At 46.6% G+C, this 17,469-nt stretch carries 17 protein-coding genes; 9 read left to right on the top strand and 8 right to left on the bottom strand.

Annotated features, from left to right (window positions below):
- Nucleotides 1-27 precede the first annotated feature (27 nt).
- The 4 genes from M0413_RS04150 (at nt 28) to M0413_RS04135 (ending at nt 2,377) form a co-directional block, all read left to right on the top strand.
- Nucleotides 28-789, top strand: coding sequence for a threonine/serine exporter family protein (locus M0413_RS04150; protein WP_037421437.1), 762 nt, complete (start codon nt 28-30; stop codon nt 787-789).
- The gene (locus M0413_RS04145; RefSeq protein ID WP_037421434.1) at nt 786-1,259 is read left to right on the top strand and encodes a threonine/serine exporter family protein; all 474 of its coding nucleotides are present in this window, start codon (nt 786-788) and stop codon (nt 1,257-1,259) included. The genes M0413_RS04150 and M0413_RS04145 overlap by 4 nt, the downstream gene beginning before the upstream one ends.
- A 22-nt stretch (nt 1,260-1,281) precedes the next feature.
- Nucleotides 1,282-1,764, top strand: a complete 483-nt coding sequence (folA, locus tag M0413_RS04140) for a type 3 dihydrofolate reductase (RefSeq protein WP_037421431.1) — start codon at nt 1,282-1,284, stop codon at nt 1,762-1,764.
- A 196-nt stretch (nt 1,765-1,960) separates the two neighbouring features.
- On the top strand, nt 1,961-2,377 hold the full coding sequence (locus M0413_RS04135) for a DUF3718 domain-containing protein (protein ID WP_037421428.1): 417 nt from the start codon (nt 1,961-1,963) through the stop codon (nt 2,375-2,377).
- A 245-nt stretch (nt 2,378-2,622) separates the two neighbouring features.
- Here the strand turns inward: M0413_RS04135 and M0413_RS04130 are convergent, their stop codons facing one another.
- The 7 genes from M0413_RS04130 to lptD form a co-directional block, all read right to left on the bottom strand.
- Nucleotides 2,623-4,644, bottom strand: a complete 2,022-nt coding sequence (locus tag M0413_RS04130) for a methyl-accepting chemotaxis protein (protein WP_037430780.1) — start codon at nt 4,642-4,644, stop codon at nt 2,623-2,625.
- Nucleotides 4,645-4,741: 97 nt separating this feature from the next.
- Complete coding sequence (locus tag M0413_RS04125; RefSeq protein WP_047535502.1) at nt 4,742-5,566, bottom strand: symmetrical bis(5'-nucleosyl)-tetraphosphatase; 825 nt, start codon at nt 5,564-5,566, stop codon at nt 4,742-4,744.
- A gap of 21 nt (nt 5,567-5,587) precedes the next feature.
- A complete protein-coding gene (gene apaG / locus M0413_RS04120) occupies nt 5,588-5,968 on the bottom strand; it encodes a Co2+/Mg2+ efflux facilitator ApaG/CorD (protein WP_037421420.1) in 381 nt (126 codons plus the stop codon).
- A gap of 52 nt (nt 5,969-6,020) precedes the next feature.
- Nucleotides 6,021-6,827: a 16S rRNA (adenine(1518)-N(6)/adenine(1519)-N(6))-dimethyltransferase RsmA gene (rsmA, locus tag M0413_RS04115; RefSeq protein WP_037421417.1), complete on the bottom strand. Its 807-nt coding sequence runs from the start codon at nt 6,825-6,827 to the stop codon at nt 6,021-6,023.
- 14 nt (nt 6,828-6,841) lie between these two features.
- Nucleotides 6,842-7,828: a 4-hydroxythreonine-4-phosphate dehydrogenase PdxA gene (gene pdxA / locus M0413_RS04110; RefSeq protein WP_037421414.1), complete on the bottom strand. Its 987-nt coding sequence runs from the start codon at nt 7,826-7,828 to the stop codon at nt 6,842-6,844.
- 6 nt (nt 7,829-7,834) lie between these two features.
- Nucleotides 7,835-9,139: a peptidylprolyl isomerase SurA gene (gene surA / locus M0413_RS04105; RefSeq protein WP_037421411.1), complete on the bottom strand. Its 1,305-nt coding sequence runs from the start codon at nt 9,137-9,139 to the stop codon at nt 7,835-7,837.
- Between the two features lie 221 nt (nt 9,140-9,360).
- Nucleotides 9,361-11,658: an LPS assembly protein LptD gene (gene lptD / locus M0413_RS04100; RefSeq protein WP_088586794.1), complete on the bottom strand. Its 2,298-nt coding sequence runs from the start codon at nt 11,656-11,658 to the stop codon at nt 9,361-9,363.
- Nucleotides 11,659-11,773: 115 nt separating this feature from the next.
- On the opposite strand from lptD, the gene M0413_RS04095 reads away from it, so the two are divergent.
- The 5 genes from M0413_RS04095 to M0413_RS04075 all read left to right on the top strand — a co-directional run bounded on the left by M0413_RS04095 (nt 11,774) and on the right by M0413_RS04075 (nt 16,115).
- Nucleotides 11,774-12,865, top strand: a complete 1,092-nt coding sequence (locus M0413_RS04095) for an aminoglycoside phosphotransferase family protein (protein WP_249553251.1) — start codon at nt 11,774-11,776, stop codon at nt 12,863-12,865.
- Entirely contained in the window at nt 12,862-13,533 is a 672-nt protein-coding gene (gene murU / locus M0413_RS04090; RefSeq protein ID WP_249553250.1) for an N-acetylmuramate alpha-1-phosphate uridylyltransferase MurU, read from the top strand. The genes M0413_RS04095 and murU overlap by 4 nt, the downstream gene beginning before the upstream one ends.
- A 93-nt stretch (nt 13,534-13,626) precedes the next feature.
- Complete coding sequence (djlA, locus tag M0413_RS04085) at nt 13,627-14,415, top strand: co-chaperone DjlA (protein ID WP_011718024.1); 789 nt, start codon at nt 13,627-13,629, stop codon at nt 14,413-14,415.
- Between the two features lie 55 nt (nt 14,416-14,470).
- Nucleotides 14,471-15,115, top strand: coding sequence for an outer membrane beta-barrel protein (locus M0413_RS04080; RefSeq protein WP_249553249.1), 645 nt, complete (start codon nt 14,471-14,473; stop codon nt 15,113-15,115).
- Between the two features lie 46 nt (nt 15,116-15,161).
- A complete protein-coding gene (locus M0413_RS04075) occupies nt 15,162-16,115 on the top strand; it encodes a D-2-hydroxyacid dehydrogenase (RefSeq protein WP_249553247.1) in 954 nt (317 codons plus the stop codon).
- A 408-nt stretch (nt 16,116-16,523) separates the two neighbouring features.
- Here M0413_RS04075 and M0413_RS04070 read toward each other — a convergent pair whose 3' ends face one another.
- Nucleotides 16,524-17,117, bottom strand: a complete 594-nt coding sequence (locus M0413_RS04070) for a hypothetical protein (RefSeq protein WP_249553246.1) — start codon at nt 17,115-17,117, stop codon at nt 16,524-16,526.
- Between the last annotated feature and the right edge of the window lie 352 nt (nt 17,118-17,469).

Raw genomic sequence — 17,469 nt, 5'->3', positions numbered from 1 at the left:
TATCCATATCTAAGTTTTGAGAGTTTCGTGTACGCAGATACTCAAAATGATATTACTCGGCAAGTTGTGCGGGTTGCACAACTCTTGCTGGCCTACGGTGCTGAATCTGATTTAGTTGAAGAAATCAGCCAGCGCCTAGGTCAGGCCTTAGGCTTAGCAAGTATCGAGCTTTCTATTTCCTCCAATTCCCTCGTGTTAACGAGTTTAGTTCATGGTCGCTGTATCACGACAACGCGTCGGATCCGTGAGCATGGCATTAACATGACCATAGTGTGTGAGTTACAACGTATTTGTTTACTTGCAGAAAAAGGCCTCTATGGCCCCAATGAAGTGCGCAAACGTTTAGCCCGCATCGAGCCTAAGACCTATCCTCCTTATCTTGTTATATTGATGATAGGCTTATCCTGCGCGAGTTTTTGTCACCTCTTTAATGGTGATGTCGCGGCTTCTATCATTACCTTTTTCGCCTCTGCAGTGGGAATGTCGGTGCGCCTTGCGATTGCAAAGCGGCATTTTAATTTGCTGGTGAATTTTGCGGTGACGGCATTTGTCACTAGCATGTTGGCGCAGACGGGTTATGTATTCAACTTGAGTGAGACTCCGCAGGCGGCCATGGCGGCCAGTGTATTAATGCTGGTGCCGGGATTCCCAATGATCAATGCGATTTCTGATATGGTTAAGGGGCATATGAACGTGGGCATTTCCCGTTGGGGACATGCAACATTACTGACGGTTTCTTCGGTCATTGGGATTACAATCGCAATGCAACTTGGTGGTATTTTTCTGTGATGGAATTACTGACTATTTTGCTACACGATGCCTTTTTTTCAGCGATCCCTGCCATCGGCTTTGCCATGGTATTTAATGTACCTAAACGCTTTTTAGTCTACTGTGCATTAGCTGGCGCAATTGGTCATAGCTCTCGCACACTTATGCTGCAATTTGGCTTACCCATTGAGTGGGCGACCTTTGCCGCTGCGGCCTTAGTGGGCACTATTACAATCGGGTTTGCAAAGCGTCATTTAGCGCCGCCGTTGATGTATGCAGTTGCTGCCATTATCCCCATGATCCCAGGTACTTATGCATTCAATACTGTGATTGCCTTAGTGCAACTCACGGCACAATCGCAGGTAAGCCAAGAGCTGACAGGCCAAGTGATTAGTAATGGGTTAAAAACAGTCTTTATTCTAGGGGCGCTATCGGTGGGCTTAGCCTTGCCGAGTTTGCTGTATTTTAGAACCCGTCCAGTTATTAAATAAAAACAATTCCACAGGAGTGACCATGCGCATTGCTATGATAGCCGCGATGGCAAACAATCGAGTCATCGGAAAAGACAATAAAATGCCATGGCATCTACCCGAAGATTTACGCCATTTTAAAGCCATGACCTTAGGTAAGCCAGTTGTGATGGGCCGTAAAACCTTTGAGTCAATCGGTCGACCTTTACCTGGGCGTCATAATATTGTGATTTCTCGCCAAGCGGATTTATTGATCGAGGGCGTAACCTGTGTCACATCATTTGAAGCTGCCAAAGAGGCGGCTGGCGATTGTGAAGAGTTGGTGGTCATTGGCGGTGGACAATTGTATCAACAGCTATTACCACAAGCTGATAGGCTCTATCTAACTCAAATTAACTTAGACGTTGAAGGTGATACCTTTTTCCCTGCTTGGAAAAACGATGAGTGGCAAGAAACCGAATCCGTAGCGGCTATAAATGCTGATGGGCTGGAATATCGCTTTATCAATTTGGCAAAAAAATGTTAAATTATGTCGTTATGTTGTGTACCCTGTGCGTATGGATTGTCAATATGTCGAAGGTATTATACCGGTTAGGCGCCAGTAGGCTGAGATAACTGTGTTATCGAGAGCTATCTGAACCTGAGAGGTCAATTATCGTTAGAGATAGACGCAGACCATACAAACCATAAAAAAATTATAAGAAAGTATTAAGGAGTATCGGATGCGTCTAATGCCTGTAGCCTTGGCTGCACTAATCGGATTTAGCTATGTTTCTGTGCCAACCTCGGCTAAAGCGACTGAAGCAGATCCGCTTGTTGCGAGTATTTGTGATTACGTTAAAGCGAACGATAAAAACCGCTTACGTAAAAAATTAAAAGAAAGTCGTGTTAAATTGCGCCAAGTTTACAGCGGAATTAGTTGTGACGGCCAAAGCTTACTACGTACCGCCTATGCCGTGAATGCGAATGATGCGGGGGAGTTTGTTGCTAAGCGGTTATCCGCCAACGAGCTAAGCGTACCGGAAGCGGATGGCATGACTATCCAAGCTTGGGCTGAGGCAAATGGTCATAGTGCCAGCCCTATCACTGCAGCGGTTAAAGAGCGTTTAGGTGCAGGCGCTGGCGGTGAAGAAGAGTAATAGCCTGTTTGATCATTTTCTCGCGTGCTTTTACATAGGCAAAGAATAATACATAAAAAATGCCGAACTCAGTTCGGCATTTTTTATGGGTGTCGTTTAGGCCGTTTTTACCGAATATTGAGTTGAGTTCCGAAATTGCATTTATAGCATTTGGCTGCGGGATAGCCTGATAACCTAGTACAAGGGAAAGCGCAAGCCAAAGAAAAGGGCCGCGACAGCGACCCTATTTATACCTGAGTGTTTGCTTACACTCTAAATTCACCGACAGAAGCTTGTAGCTCTTCGGCAAGCTTAGCCACCTGATGGCTTGATTGGGCGGTTTGATCTGCGCCAATCGCGGTCTCTTCCGAAATTGCTGCAATATGTTCTAGTTTTTCAGACACTTGTTGGCTTACTAAATTTTGTTCCTGCGCGGCGTGGGCAATATGAGTGCCTGCATCATAGGCTTTATGCACCGACTGGCTGATGGTCTCTAGGGCAAGGTTGGCTTGTTCTGTTTTTGCTACGCAGGCATTGGCTTGGGCACGGCCCATATCCATCGCAGCCACTGCTTGCTGTGCCCCTTGCTGCAATACCTCAATCATTTGTTGAATTTCACGGGTCGAGACTTGGGTTCTTGATGCTAGGCTTCTTACTTCGTCGGCGACGACCGCAAAGCCACGGCCTTGTTCACCCGCCCGCGCGGCTTCAATGGCCGCGTTCAATGCCAATAGATTCGTCTGTTCGGCAATACCGCGGATCACATCCAAAATCGAGCCAATTGAGGCGCTATCCGATTGGACCTTGTTAATCACTTGGCCTGCTTTAGCCACTTCTTCCGCTAAGGCCAGAATGGTGTGTTTATTTTCCTCGGCAATAGCACGCATATGCTTAGCTTCTTGATCAGCTTGTTTAATTTGCGCGAGGGCATCATCGGCACTCATCGACACTTGTTGCGCGCTGGAGCTTAATTCTGTCGTTGCGGTAGCCACTTGATCGACTTGATTCTTTTGTTCTTGGATACCCGTGGTGGTTTGTGCGGTGATTGCAGAGGTCTGTTCAGCTGCGGCGGCAAGCTGGTTTGAACGATCTAAAATACCCGCAATTAAGCCGCGTAAACTATCGACCAAGCGATTACAGTTTTTGGCAAGTTCAGCAAACTCATCGTGACCTGAATCATCTAATTTATGGGTTAAATTACCTGAAGCGAGCACATTCAGCGCATTGTTTACTTGGTTCAGCGAGCGTTTTAGGGGCGTGACTACGGCAAAGCTGATAATAACGGCGACAACAATTGCGATAAGCACCACAATCATAGTGCGGATACTGGCTGCATCAATTTGAGCAATGGTTTCTTGGCTCATTTGTGCTGCAACCGCTTCGATATTATTGCTCACTTCTTCCATGTTACGATCGATGATTTTAGCGTCTTTCTCAATAATGCTGAGCTGATTCGATGCCGCCAGTGCGTGGTTCAGCTGGCTCGCTTTGAGTTGCACCATAGAATCTGAGCCTTCGAGGAGTGCCAGTACTTTTTTAATATCTTGGTTAATCGATTCTAAGGTATCAGCTTCAATAATACCCTGCGCATGGCGGTTAACGTATTCGAGCTTATTTTTGCTTTCGCTAAGAATGTAATCAAGTTCCTTGGAAATGAGTTCGTGTTTACTCATTTCTTCGTTTGTCACCAAATCAGCAATGGTGGTGATGATATTCCCCATGCTGCTATCAATTGCACTGGCTGAAGCTGCAAGACTCTGGGCATCAGGGTTTTGGCTATTTTCTAAATCGATAATATCGAGCAGTACCGATGAGGCATCATCGGCGGCATTTTCGAGTTTCTTTTTTAAATTGATAAGCTGTTCTTGTTTGCTTAACGCGGCTTCTCGCTCGGTAAGCATGGCCAAACTATCCCGCTCAAAGGTAGAAAAGCTTGTATTTAATTGAGAAATCAATGATGACAAGTTGTTTTGCTTTTGAACAAGCTGGTTAAGATTGCTGATCTCATTTTTAAACTGGGCGCTATGGTCGTTAAATACTTTACGGATATCGGGAATGAGCCGGGATTTTGGGGCATGGTAAGCGATTAATACTTGACGCTGTTGCTCACTCAGGGACTCGGTTAAATGATTGGTCGATTTTAGGGCTGGCAGGCTGAGTTCTTGCATCATCGCCGAACTATCTTTGAGGCTAATGTTCGTCAGGTAAGAGGTAAATCCTAACAACACAAGTAAAAGCGTGACTATGCTAAACCCGCCAATGACTCGGGTGGCTACATTAACTTTCATAGGATACTCCGGTTATTATTATATTATTCCGAATGAAAAGATTATTAAATTCAGGGCTTAGACGCACTGTCGTTTATCGACCAAAGTTAAGGTTAGTTTAACTCTTTTTTAACTTTTTTTGGGTAATTTTTTGGTCTTTTTCAAGATGCCATAGGGTGAGGTGTTCTCCCCAGCAACAGCCTGTATCGAGTGCTTTTAACTTAGGATCTTTCACTTTTCCCATCAATGCAGCCCAATGTCCAAACACTAATGTGTGACTTTGGCGTAATGCCGATGTAAATTCAAACCACGGGCGAAGCTGTGGATTACTGCAATTTTCTGGTGGCTGTTTACAATCAAAATCCAAATGACCATCGATATACAAATAACGCATGCGGGTCAACGCATTAATACAAAATCGCAGCCGATTTATACCAATAGCACTTGGGTCCCAACGTTCTGCGGTGTCGGTATACATTTGGCGAATGAGTGCATCGAGATAGTCATTTTGCTGTAGGGCTTGGCTAACCAGTTGGGATTCTTGCTTTAATTGTTCTAACGACCACTGCGGCGGTACGCCAGCATGGGTCATGATGACGTTATGTTCTGGCAACTCCCGCATTAGGGGTTGCTGCCTAAGCCAGTCGATAAGGCTCGAAATATCCGGTGCGTTTAATAGTGGTGTGAGGTTATCACTGGGTTTATCCCGCTTAAGTTTGCCATGCAGGGCCAGTAAATGCAGATCGTGGTTCCCTAGAACCGTTTTACCCGCATCACCTAGAGATTGAAAAAAGCGCAGTGTCGCTAATGAATCTGGGCCTCTAGCGACAAGATCACCCACCGCCCACAGTTCATCGCGGGATGGATTAAAGTCGACTTTAGCAAGTAATTTTTGGAGTTCGGCAAAACAGCCTTGGACATCACCAACAAAATAATGGGCCACAGTATCCTTTCTTAAATTAAATCAGTGTAATAAACCAGGGGTCGCTAAACGGAAGGGCTTAATGGTTGCCTTAAAACGTTCGCCAGATTCGCTGACCATACCATAAGTGCCATACATAATGCCAAGAGGCGTATCGAGTACTGTGCCACTGGTATATTGGTAGGCGGTATTGGGTGGAATGCTTGGGGTTTCGCCGACTACTCCTGCACCTTGTACTTCAGTCATTTTGCCGTTCGCGTCGGTAATGATCCAGTGACGGGTTTCGAGTTTTGCGGTCTGCTCACCGAGGTTGATAATGGTGATAGTGTAGCTAAAGAGGTATTTCTGATCCTCTGGCGAGGATTGTTGTTCAATATACTCGGTTTTGACTTCGACTCGGATAGAGTTATCCAATACGCTCATGTGAGTTCCTACAATGATATTGGGCACCTAGGTGCCCATCAAACTTAACTGCTTAAGCCTGCTTATCACATACCATATTCGCCATTGCAACATATTGTTCAACGGAGATTTGTTCTGGACGCAGGTTGTGATCGATACCTAACTGTTCGAACTCTTCATCACTTAACACTTGTTTGAGATTATTACGCAGTGTTTTGCGGCGCATATTGAATGCCGTGGTACATAGCTGGCGTAGCACATTCACATCTTTACAGGGGAAGGGTTTTTCAGCATAGGGCAAAAGGCGCACTACGGCAGAATCCACTTTCGGTGGCGGCGCAAAGCTATGGGGTGGTACTTCGAGTACGGGGACCACTTGGCAAAAATATTGTGCCATAACCGTTAATCTGCCATAGGCTTTCGTGCCTGGACTTGCAGATAAACGAAGTACTACTTCCTTCTGCAACATAAAGTGCATGGTTTCAATCAGTTCGGCAAACTCGAACAGATGGAACATTAACGGAGTTGAAATATTGTAAGGTAAGTTACCAAAAACTTTGAGTTTTTTACCTGGGACAACCAACTGACTAAAATCAAACTGCAATGCATCGCCCTGATGAATGGTGAGCTTATCCTTAAGTACTGGGTGATGCTGCAAGCGCTCAACCAAATCGCGGTCTAACTCCACTACGGTGAGATTGTCTATCGAGGAGGCGACTGGCTCCGTTAAAGCGCCAAGGCCTGGGCCGATCTCTACCATCACATGGTCGTTATCGGGGGCGATCGCACCCACAATGCGGTTAATCACATTGTTATCAGTTAAGAAGTTTTGTCCGAAACGCTTTCTGGCCGTGTGGCCTAAATGTACTTTGCTACTCATTAATATCTAATCGTTTAGTTTTTTGAGGATAACTCAATGGCTTTATTCAAGGCGCAGACAAAACTGCCGATATCGGCTTTGCCAGTTCCCGCAAGATCGAGCGCCGTACCATGGTCAACCGAGGTACGGATATAAGGTAAACCTAAGGTAATGTTTACCGATTTGCCAAATCCTTGTGACTTTAGAACGGGTAAGCCTTGGTCATGGTACATGGCCAAGACGACATCCGCGTCCTGTAAATATTTAGGTTGGAACAGGGTATCGGCGGGTAGAGGGCCGACAATGTTCATTTGATATTCTTCACGCAGTTCATTCAGTGCCGGAATAATCACATCGATTTCTTCCCGGCCAAGATGGCCGTCTTCACCCGCGTGTGGGTTTAAGCCACAGACATAAATCTTAGGCGAAGCAATGGCAAACTTGCTGATAAGGTCAGCGTGTAAAATCTTGATAATATGATGTAAGCGTTGGCGTGTAATGGCTTTAGCAACATAAGCCAGTGGAATATGAGTGGTCACCAGTGCCACTTGTAAACCTTGAGTTGCTAACATCATCACTACATCGGGGCAGTTAGCCTGATGGGCAAAAAACTCGGTGTGACCACTAAAGGAAATCCCTGCTTGATTGATGATCCCCTTATGCACTGGGCCGGTGACAACGGCATCAAACTCGCCACTCATATTTTTTTCACCTGCGTAACGCAGAGTCTCAACCACATAGGTACTATTTTGCTCATCAAGTTGCCCACAAACGGCTTCAGTGACGAGCTTGAAGGGGGCGATTGTCAGCGTACCTGCTGCTTGAGGTTTTGGGGCTTGATCAGGCAAATAGGGGCGAAAGGTAACATGAAGGCCAAGTCGTTTAGCCCGGCTGGCTAATAATTCAGGATCCGCACAAACGACTAACTCAGCAGGCCAAGCCTGCTGAGCCAGTTGCACGACTAAATCGGGGCCGATACCCGCAGGTTCTCCGGGGGTAACGGCAATACGTTTAGTGGTCAATTTACCTTAACCTCGATTAGACTCAGGCTGAAAGACTTCAATGTATGCGTCGGCACGCATTTCGTCTAGCCAGTTTTGCAGTTCTTCGTTAAATTTGCGACGGAAAATCAGTTGGTGCGCACGGTTAGTATTAAATTGATCCGTGGCATCGGTTTTTCTACGCTCTTCTAACTGAGTGATATGCCAGCCGTGGGTAGTGCGGAAAGGCTCACTGATCTGATCTGGGCTTAAACTATTAAGTGTCTGCGCAAATTCTGGCACATAAATACCAGGCTCAGCCCAACCTAACTCGCCCCCCTTAGTCGCTGAACCCGGATCTTCAGAGTATTGACGGGCTAAATCTTCAAATTTAGCTTCACCAGAACGAATTTGCTTCAGGAATTGCTCCAACATGGCCTTAGCGCGATCTTCCGACAGAATTGGCGATGGCTTGAGCAGGATATGACGCGCTCTCACTTCTTCAATTTCTTTGGTTTGTAAACCACGAGCATCCATAATCTTGATGATATGGAAGCCAGCACCGCTTTTAATTGGGCCGATAATATCGCCTTTTTTGGCGCCATTAATGACTTCAGCAAACAGGGTTGGCATCTCGTTGATGTTCATATAATCCCAAATACCGCCTTCAAGTGCTTTAGGGCCAGATGAAGAGGCGATAGCGGTGCGGCGGAAATCCTCACCACTCTTTAAACGTTCAAGCACGGCATTGGCGCGTTTGCTTGACGCTTCGAGTTGTTCACTAGTGGGATTATTGGGGACATCAATCAGGATATGGCCGATTTGGTATTCGACGTCCTTCATGCCTTGCTCTTGGATCAGTTTCACTAGGCCAGTGATTTCCTGTGGTGAAACTTGGATACGGCGTTGTACTTGAATACGTTGGATTTCACCTAAGGTGATTTCTTCACGCAGTTGCTCGCGGTATTGGCCGAAGCTTAAGCCTTCGCTCTCAATTTTTTGCTGCATTTGCGCCACGGTCATTTTTTGTTCGCGCGCAATGTTTTCAATTGCTTGGTCTAACTGTAGGTCACCAATATGTAGACCAATGCGATCCGCCATTTGTAATTGCAGACGAGTCAAAATTAATCGCTCGATAACCTGGGTGCGCAGTGCACTGTCGGAGGGTAACGATTGATTCGCGGCCTTAGCATTGGCTTTAACCGTGTCAATCATATTGGTGATTTCACTTTCGAGCACAATACCGTCGTTGATTTGAACGGCAACACGGTCGAGTGGCTGGGGAGCTGCCATGGTTGGCTGGCTGATAGCGAGTGCAAATAAAGCAAAAATCAGATGTTTACTGGGTTTCATCCACAAAATCCTTGGCACGTTCTAAGGTCAGATTCGACGGCTTATTTAAGTTAACTTTACCATTTATATCGAAATTACAGTGAGTTGCCTAAATGTTCTTTTGTTGGTAACTCTTAAAAGATGCGTCACTCAATTCAGTTATTGGGTGAACGCACAGCTTTCATTAACTTGTTTGGACTCTCAGTCCTTGTTGAGGTTCAGCAATCTACCACAATTCTTTGCTAATTCCTCAGATAAAGCGGTTTTCTGTAGTTAAACAGACCATCATTGAGCATATCCGTTACACCTAATGGACCAGAACCACCGAGCCCTTTGATGACTAAGTTGAGGTACACACCACGCTCAAATTGCTCGCGCTCATCGATAATGGCTGAGCCGATGTTGTCATCGTAGTTGGTTTTAATGCGATAGTGATAACTGAGGCGGATTGCATAACAGCATGATTCATATTGGAAACCTGTATAGGTTTCTATGCTACGACTCTCGTTGAGGTCATAGTACCAGTTGCCAACAAAATAGAGGCTGTCATTGATAGGCCAAGCTCCGCGAACACCTGCTTGGGAGATATTAACCAAATCGTTAGTGTTAGAGTTCAGTAGATCGGGTACATAACGATAGCTTAATTGCAGTAGTTTGTTGGCTTCAGGACGGAAGTCTAAGGTGACTTCGGTCTTTTTATTGTCACTGGTGTTGGTATCGTACTGAATGGCTGCGCCTAAATACCAGTCTTGGCTTAAACGAGTATCTAACTCGGCCGCCAATACTGAAGTTGATTGATTTTGCTCAAAAATATTATCTTCGAAGCCTAGCTTACTGTCTTGAAGATAGAAGATTTGTCCGAGACTGAATTTGGTCGCTTCTTGGTTATGGTCATCGAAGAAACGAGTTGTAATACCAAGAGTCACTTGGTTGGCATCGGCGATACGGTCAAGGCCGGAGAAGCGGCGATCCCGGAATAGACCAAAGTAGTCGTCCTGCAATTGGGCGGTATCGTAAATACCAATACCCCGTTGATCCTCATAACCTACATACAGATACTGGAATTGAGGTTCGAGTGTTTGGCGATAATTTTGCTCAAATATTTCGGTAAAACGTTCGAAGTTGATTTGTCCGTTGATACGCACCTGAGGAATGGTACGGCTTACAGTGTCATCTAAGGTATCAAATTTAGTGTTATTTTTGTCCTGCCAATAGTTAGTTTGCATTAACTTTAATTGGCTCGTCAGTGAGCCTGAAGGACCATGGATTGGCAGTGTTAGGCTGGGTGCCATATGCAAACGGGTTGCCGTGTTTACATCGTCATCTTGGTGGGCAAAATTGGTCAGCTCGGAGTTAAAACCAAAGTCCAAGTTGTTCCAAAAGTCGGCGGCACGGTAGTTAAAGTTAACCTGTGGCATCACTTGGTATGGCTTTTCATCTTCGCCCAGAACTTTAATATCCTGCACCCGAGTGCTGATATCCCAATCACGTTCGAAGTAACTGACTTCGCCAATCCGTGATAATTGGTTATCGGTCGCACGGTTAACATCAGACTTTAAGTCGTTGAAATAGTTGTTATCCGAAACTTCAGTAAAGTTAGTCAATACTCGCCAGTTTTTATCGATAGCTCCCTGGTGTTGCCAGTTATACAGGTAACGATTTGGGCTGCCGCCGATCATTCGATCACTGCCTAGATATTCAAAATTCAAACGGCCATTTTGAGCTTCACCCGCGAGATAACGAAACTCAGTTTTAGTGAATAACCCGCGGTTAGTCATATAGTTTGGCGTAAATGTCAGGTCGTATTCCGGTGCAATATTCCAATAGTAGGGCGCTGACACCTCAAAACCGTTGGTGGTGCTGGTGCTAAAGCTTGGATAGAGGAAGCCTGTTTTACGTTTGTCTGAAACCGGAACCGTCATATAAGGGATGTAGAATACCGGAATATCGGCCACTCGCAGCTTGGCATTCCAGATCTCGCCCCATTCTTCTTCGCTGTTGATCTTAATTTTTTCGGCTTCAAGCAACCAAGAGACGTTGTCAGGCGGACAGGTGGTAAAGTTCGTATTGGTTAAAATCAGGTTGTTGTTTATGGTGATTTGCAGTTTTTCTGCATCACCGTGCACCTGTTGCCCGTGCAGCCAATACTGTGCGCCTTTGAGGGTGGCACGATTGCTGCGCATTTGCGCCTGTAGCGAGTCTGCGGTAACGGTAAAATTGCTGTCTTGGAAGACTAAGTTGCCATTAGCATCAAATTGTTCTGTGGCTTGATCGAGGATGGCTTCATCGGCAGCGATGTGTCTATCGCCTTGGCTGAAGACCACATCACCGGTAAAAATCGCTTGCTTACCCATTTCAGCTTTTGAGCGGTCTGAAGCTATTCGAATTTTTGCTTGTTCAGCCGCACTCAACCCCGGTTGAGATACGATACGAGGTACTGGCGGTTCGATTAGGCATTGTGATGCTGAGGTTGCGGGAGATTCGTCTGCCAGGACTAATTTAGGTAACAGGCTCAAGGCCAGAAGGTAACGGATCTGCATCTTAGGTCAATAATAATGATTTCTTAGTCTGGACAAGTATCGACGGGGAAAGTTGCAAACTACAAGTGCAACGCAGCAAATAAATCTCTCAATTTCTTAGCTGTTTCCAAATTATATGCCAGCTATAATAAAGCAATTTTTCTATAAGAGCCATGAAATGACTTTATCCGATCCGAGATTTATTTCCCTTAATCAGTGGCTGAACCGTTATTTTTCCTATGATGTGACCCCGATATTGATTTCGGGTGATGCTAGTTTTAGACGCTATTTCCGCGTCGTTGCGCGTGATGCTAGCTATATTGTCGCCGATTCTCCGCCCGCCTTAGTGCCTATCGCGCCTTTTATCGCCCTCGCTAGTAGCTATGCGGCGGCGGGACTGACAGTTCCAAAAGTGATTACTTCCGATGCCGAGCAAGGTTTTATGCTTCTGAGCGATCTGGGGGATACTCAGTTATTGTCTGTACTTACGGACGATAATGTCGCCGATTATTACCGCCGCGCATTGGCATTATTGCCTCAAGTGGCCTCAGTGGTTGAGAGCTTTGATCCTGTCACAGGCAACACGCAGCCCTTGCCTTTATATGATGAGGCGTTTGTGCGCCGTGAGCTGGGGATCTTTACCGAGTGGCTGTTAGAGAGGCATTTACAGCTCGAACTTAGCCATGAGGAACGCTTACTGCTGGAGAAGAGTTTTGGCCTCTTAGTAGAAAATGCCCTCGCTCAGCCAAAGGTGGGGATGCACCGGGATTTCCATAGCCGTAACTTGATGCTAAAAGAGGGCGAGCTGTGCGTGATTGATTTTCAAGATGCGGTGTTAGGCCCTGTGACCTATGACGCTGTGTCTTTACTGCGGGATTGCTATATCCGTTGGCCGCAAACCATGGTGCTGGAATTAATGCAGCAGCATTATCAGCAAGTGCTTGAGTTAGGGCAAATTCCGGCGCAGACATCCTTTACCCAGTACCAAACTTGGTTTGATTTAATGGGGCTGCAGCGCCATATCAAGGCCGCAGGGATTTTTGCCCGTTTACACTATCGTGATAACAAGCCCGCCTATATGGCCGATATTCCGTTAACCTTGTCCTACATTGTGGATATTGCCAGTGTTTATCCTGAGTTGGCACCATTTTCCGCTTGGGTGCAATCGCGCGTTGTGCCTGCGTTTGCGGCCAAGGGAAAGGATACTCAGCAGGGAGACAAGCAATGAAGGCGATGATCCTGGCGGCAGGCAGGGGAGAGCGTTTACGCCCATTGACTGACTCTTTACCAAAACCCCTAGTACCGGTGTTAGGTAAGCCGCTGATTGTGTACCATATCGAGAAGTTAGCGGCGGCGGGTATCGTGGATATCGTGATAAATCACGCTTGGCTTGGGCATAAGCTGGTCGAAACCTTAGGCGATGGTCATGCCTTTGGGGTCAAGATCCAATATAGCGCCGAAGCATTGGCACTCGAGACCGGTGGCGGAATTAAACAAGCCTTGCCTCTGCTGATGACGGATGGCGACTCGGATGCACCGTTTTTAGTGCTCAATGGTGATGTGTTTATCGATGCCTTGCCGACGATTGTCCCCTTAGCGGATACAGCTCTGGCGCATTTATGGTTGGTGCCGAATCCCGAGCAACATCCTAACGGCGACTTTGCCTTGGAACAGGGCCTTGTACGTGAACAGGGTGAGCAAAAATACACTTTCTCTGGCATGGGCTTATATCGCCCATCATTATTTGACGGTACGCCGGATGGTGCCTTTGCCCTTGGGCCTTTGCTGCGGGCTAAGATGGCCGATGGCCTGATCACCGGGGCACACTTTAATGGACTCTGGTGCGATGTTGGGACGATTGCGCGTCTGCAAGCATTAGAGTCAGTGCTAGCGTAATGGCATATCGCCTAATGTTTAGCGCCCTGACTTAACGGTTTCACTCGCGATGTCGATTGAGTGACTGAATAAATTATCAAATTGGGAATTAAGATGCGCCTTTGGGGTAAGTTTTTTGGATTTGTTATCGGGTTTATGTTTGGCCGTATTTTCGGTGCGTTACTGGGCTTATGGCTTGGGCATCTCTACGACAAGCGCGCTGGTGGTGGCGCCAGTTTTAGTCAGATCTTAGGTCAAGCCAAGAATCGACAGGGAATATTCTTTAACACCACCTTCGCCGTGATGGGCCATGTGGCCAAGGCGTCGGGTCGAGTGACTGAAACCGATATTCGTATCGCGACTATGTTGATGGATCAGATGCGCTTAACGGGTGAAGCCCGTAAAGAGGCGCAGCAGGCGTTCCGTGAGGGTAAAGAGCCCGACTTTGACCTGCGTAGCAGCCTGCAAGCCTTTCGCGCCGTGACCCAAGGCCGTCAAGAACTGGTGCAAATGTTTATCGAGATCCAAATTCAAACCGCCCTATCGGACGGTGAGCTCGATGCCGCAGAACATGCAATTCTGATGACGGTGGCCCAAGAGTTAGGTTATGGTCGTGGGCAACTCGATGAATTACTGAAACGTTGGCAAGCGGAATACCGTTTCCACCAAACCTCTAATGGAAATAAAACCTCGATTACCGACGCCTATCATTTGCTCGGCATTAATGCCGAGGCGACGGATCAAGAGGTCAAGCGGGCTTATCGTAAGTTGATGAATGAACATCATCCCGATAAATTGGTTGCTAAGGGGTTACCACCCGAGATGATGGAAATTGCCAATCGTAAGGCGCAGGATATCCAAGCTGCGTACGACAGAGTGAAATCGGAGCGCGGCATGCGCTAATGCTTCGGTTAACGTTGTCGACGCAAGGAATAATAACGATAGATAAGGGATTAAGATGAAATACGTTAACCGATTAAGTGTGATTGCAGGTTTATTACCTCTAACCCTCGCATTACCAACCTATGCCGAACCCGAGCTGTTTGTCGCCCCCTACGGTGGTTACAGCTTTGGTGGTAGCTCGTTCGATATCAATGAACTCGATGCTAACAAGGCTGAAACCAATAATAAGCAGAGTGTGGGTATCGAAGAGGCAAGTCATTACGGCATCATGTTAGGGATTGGTACTAACGATCCCGGCAATATTTACCTGCTCTACAGTCGCCAATCCTCCGAGCTGAAAAGCGGCGGCCTGTTTACCCCTGACTTAGTCGCCTCCTTAGATGTGGACTATATCCACCTTGGCGGCACCTTATTCTTCCCAAGTGGCGATTTTCAGCCCTACATTACCGCCAGTGCCGGGGTAACTCGGATGATGCCCGATGATTGGTCAACGGAAACCCGTTTCTCCATGGGCATTGGTGGTGGTGCCGAATACCGCATGACGCAAAACTTCGCGCTGTTTGCGGATCTGCGTGGCTACGCGACCTTTATTGACAGTGACACCTCACTTTTTTGTAATGAAGACCAATGCTTATGGCATGTCACATCGGATGTAATGTGGCAAGTGCAAGCCAGTCTTGGGGTCAAACTCAGTTTTTAATTTTCCTGCTTTATGGGCAAGGCGCAAACGCAGTTAAGAGGTAAAGATGAAAATAGTCGTACTCGATGGTGAAACCTTAAATCCAGGGGATTTAACCTGGCAAGCGGTCAGCGCATTAGGGGAATTTAGCTGTTTTGCCCGCACGCCCTCGGCGGAGATTATCCCCCGTGCTCAGGATGCGGAGATCGTGCTCACCAACAAGACGCCCCTCGATGCCAACACCTTAGCCCAACTGCTTAAGCTTAAATATATCGGCGTGCTCGCCACCGGCACTAACGTGGTAGATCTTGCCGCCGCAAAAGAGTTAGGCATAGTGGTCACCAACGTGCCCGCCTATGGTCCCGATGCCGTCGCACAAATGGTGTTTGCCCATATTTTGCATCACACGCAAGCGGTTGCGGCGCACCATCAAGCCGTTGCCGCAGGGCAATGGAGCAATTGCAGTGACTTTTGTTTTACCTTAATGCCGCTGCAATCCCTTAAAGGCAAAACCTTAGGCTTGATTGGTTATGGGGATATTGGCCAGCAGGTGGCTAAACTCGCTTTAGCTTTCGGTATGAAGGTATTAGTAAATACCCGCACTCAGCCCCGCGATTTACCCCAAGGCGTGAGTTGGACATCCCGTAATACGGTATTCAAGGAGTCCGATATTCTCTCGCTCCACTGTCCACTTACCCCTGAAACCACCGAGCTGATTAATACCCAAACCCTCGAATTAATGAAGCCGCAGGCGCTACTGATCAACACCGCACGCGGCGGCTTAATCGATGAGGCGGCGCTGGCGGCCGCATTAACGCAGGGCAAAGTCTGTGCCGGCGTCGATGTTCTCTCAACCGAACCACCGAGTGCAGATAATCCGCTACTAACAGCACCCAATATCAGTATCAGCCCCCACAATGCTTGGGCAACCAAAGAAGCGCGTCAAAACCTACTCAATATCGCAACGGCAAATCTCAGCGCTTATCTAGCTGGCGAGCGAGTTAATTGGGTGAATCCCTAAGGCTTATGGGTTAGCTTGTTCCCGTTTAAAGGGAATAGGCTGCTACTCCAGCGTAAATTATGCAGGGATCGTAGGTAGTTAAAAATGTTGGCACCAACTGATAGGTGCGCCATGGCATTCGCTCACCGACACGCAGCAAGTCCATCCTTGGATGCTCGACCGCCCCGTCCGTGGGGCGGACGGTCGTCTCGCAAACCTCCATGGCTCACCTATTTAGCATCGGCGTAATCTGTAAGTTTTAAAGAAATACATAGCACGCTTTGGGACAAAAGCGTGATAGCCGCTTTGCTCTAACTCGTCAGTTTCGGATTCAAATTTCTATGGAGATAACGCAGCCAGCTGCGGCCGAAAAGCCGCGCAGCGGGTTGAAGGTCCAGCCCACGCAGTGGGCGTTGCTGACTGGCTTTGTTATACATTTTTACACTGATCTGTCATTTCAAAGGACAAATTAAGAGCATTGAAAACGCTTTCAATAATTTGATCCTGTGGAAGTTTGAAAGACTTATACCTTTCTTTCTCTTCTGCAAGCCGGCTAACCAGATAATAAAAAATTGCATATTGTTTTGATGCGGCATAAATGATTTCGATATCAAAATCTTCTTTTTGCTGATATTTTTTAAGGGTGTCAGAGTAAGAATTTACAGATTCAACAATCATAGTCAGTGATCGTAATGCATTCCTAAGCTCTGGAGTTGTAGCATGAAATGCCTTTGAAATAACCCTATCTATGCTTAAAAAATATACCTTTGATGGTAATTTTATTGGGTAGAAATCGGCGTCTGTTCTGATCATTCCTACTTTACGCTGAGTTGCTTTTCTGTGGCACTCATGCATATTTTCAAGATAATCCTTTGCGATAGCTGTGTAGTCTTGTGCTTCCGTGAAGAAACATAAAATAGCTTCTTTTGCTTCAGCTTTAGCCTTCCTACCCTCTATCCAAGGCGCAAGCCAAGCTCCAAAAGCAATACCAGCAAAAGGAACTAAATATTTTAACCAGTCCATCTTATTCCTTGCTTAACTACTGAAATGTATAACTTCTTAGTATTTATGCGCTGCGCTGTTTGCAGGGCATAAATCGCTTGTTGGACTTGGCCGCTGCCACATCCGAGTAAATGGGTATAAATGATGCTATAGGAATTTGCTTTTTTGCGGTAGCGGTTTTTTTATACAGTTTGATGGTAATCACTTGATATCGTTTTACCTTTTCCCATTCTTTCACGCTTATTTTTTGCAGATGAATCGCTATCTAACGACTCAAAACTCTAAGGAATACACCTCCCTTGGAGTTGCCGCAGGGCGAATAGACAAATTGCGTGAGTTCGGTCATGGATGACCGACTAGCTTTCGCAGGTGC

It is taken from the genome of Shewanella sp. 8A, from assembly GCF_023475945.1.
Lineage (GTDB): Bacteria > Pseudomonadota > Gammaproteobacteria > Enterobacterales > Shewanellaceae > Shewanella > Shewanella xiamenensis.
Note: the sequence above shows the minus strand (reverse complement) of the source record. Positions and strands in the feature narration are given on the sequence as shown.

Excerpts from the sequence above, each read along its gene's own strand:
- folA (WP_037421431.1), top strand. The coding sequence starts at position 1,282 with ATGCGCATTGCTATGATAGCCGCGATGGCAAACAATCGAGTCATCGGA.
- M0413_RS04135 (WP_037421428.1), top strand. The coding sequence starts at position 1,961 with ATGCGTCTAATGCCTGTAGCCTTGGCTGCACTAATCGGATTTAGCTAT.
- M0413_RS04130 (WP_037430780.1), bottom strand. The coding sequence starts at position 4,644 with ATGAAAGTTAATGTAGCCACCCGAGTCATTGGCGGGTTTAGCATAGTC.
- apaG (WP_037421420.1), bottom strand. The coding sequence starts at position 5,968 with ATGAGCGTATTGGATAACTCTATCCGAGTCGAAGTCAAAACCGAGTAT.
- rsmA (WP_037421417.1), bottom strand. The coding sequence starts at position 6,827 with ATGAGTAGCAAAGTACATTTAGGCCACACGGCCAGAAAGCGTTTCGGA.
- surA (WP_037421411.1), bottom strand. The coding sequence starts at position 9,139 with ATGAAACCCAGTAAACATCTGATTTTTGCTTTATTTGCACTCGCTATC.
- lptD (WP_088586794.1), bottom strand. The coding sequence starts at position 11,658 with ATGCAGATCCGTTACCTTCTGGCCTTGAGCCTGTTACCTAAATTAGTC.
- M0413_RS04095 (WP_249553251.1), top strand. The coding sequence starts at position 11,774 with ATGCCAGCTATAATAAAGCAATTTTTCTATAAGAGCCATGAAATGACT.
- murU (WP_249553250.1), top strand. The coding sequence starts at position 12,862 with ATGAAGGCGATGATCCTGGCGGCAGGCAGGGGAGAGCGTTTACGCCCA.
- djlA (WP_011718024.1), top strand. The coding sequence starts at position 13,627 with ATGCGCCTTTGGGGTAAGTTTTTTGGATTTGTTATCGGGTTTATGTTT.
- M0413_RS04080 (WP_249553249.1), top strand. The coding sequence starts at position 14,471 with ATGAAATACGTTAACCGATTAAGTGTGATTGCAGGTTTATTACCTCTA.
- M0413_RS04075 (WP_249553247.1), top strand. The coding sequence starts at position 15,162 with ATGAAAATAGTCGTACTCGATGGTGAAACCTTAAATCCAGGGGATTTA.
- M0413_RS04070 (WP_249553246.1), bottom strand. The coding sequence starts at position 17,117 with ATGGACTGGTTAAAATATTTAGTTCCTTTTGCTGGTATTGCTTTTGGA.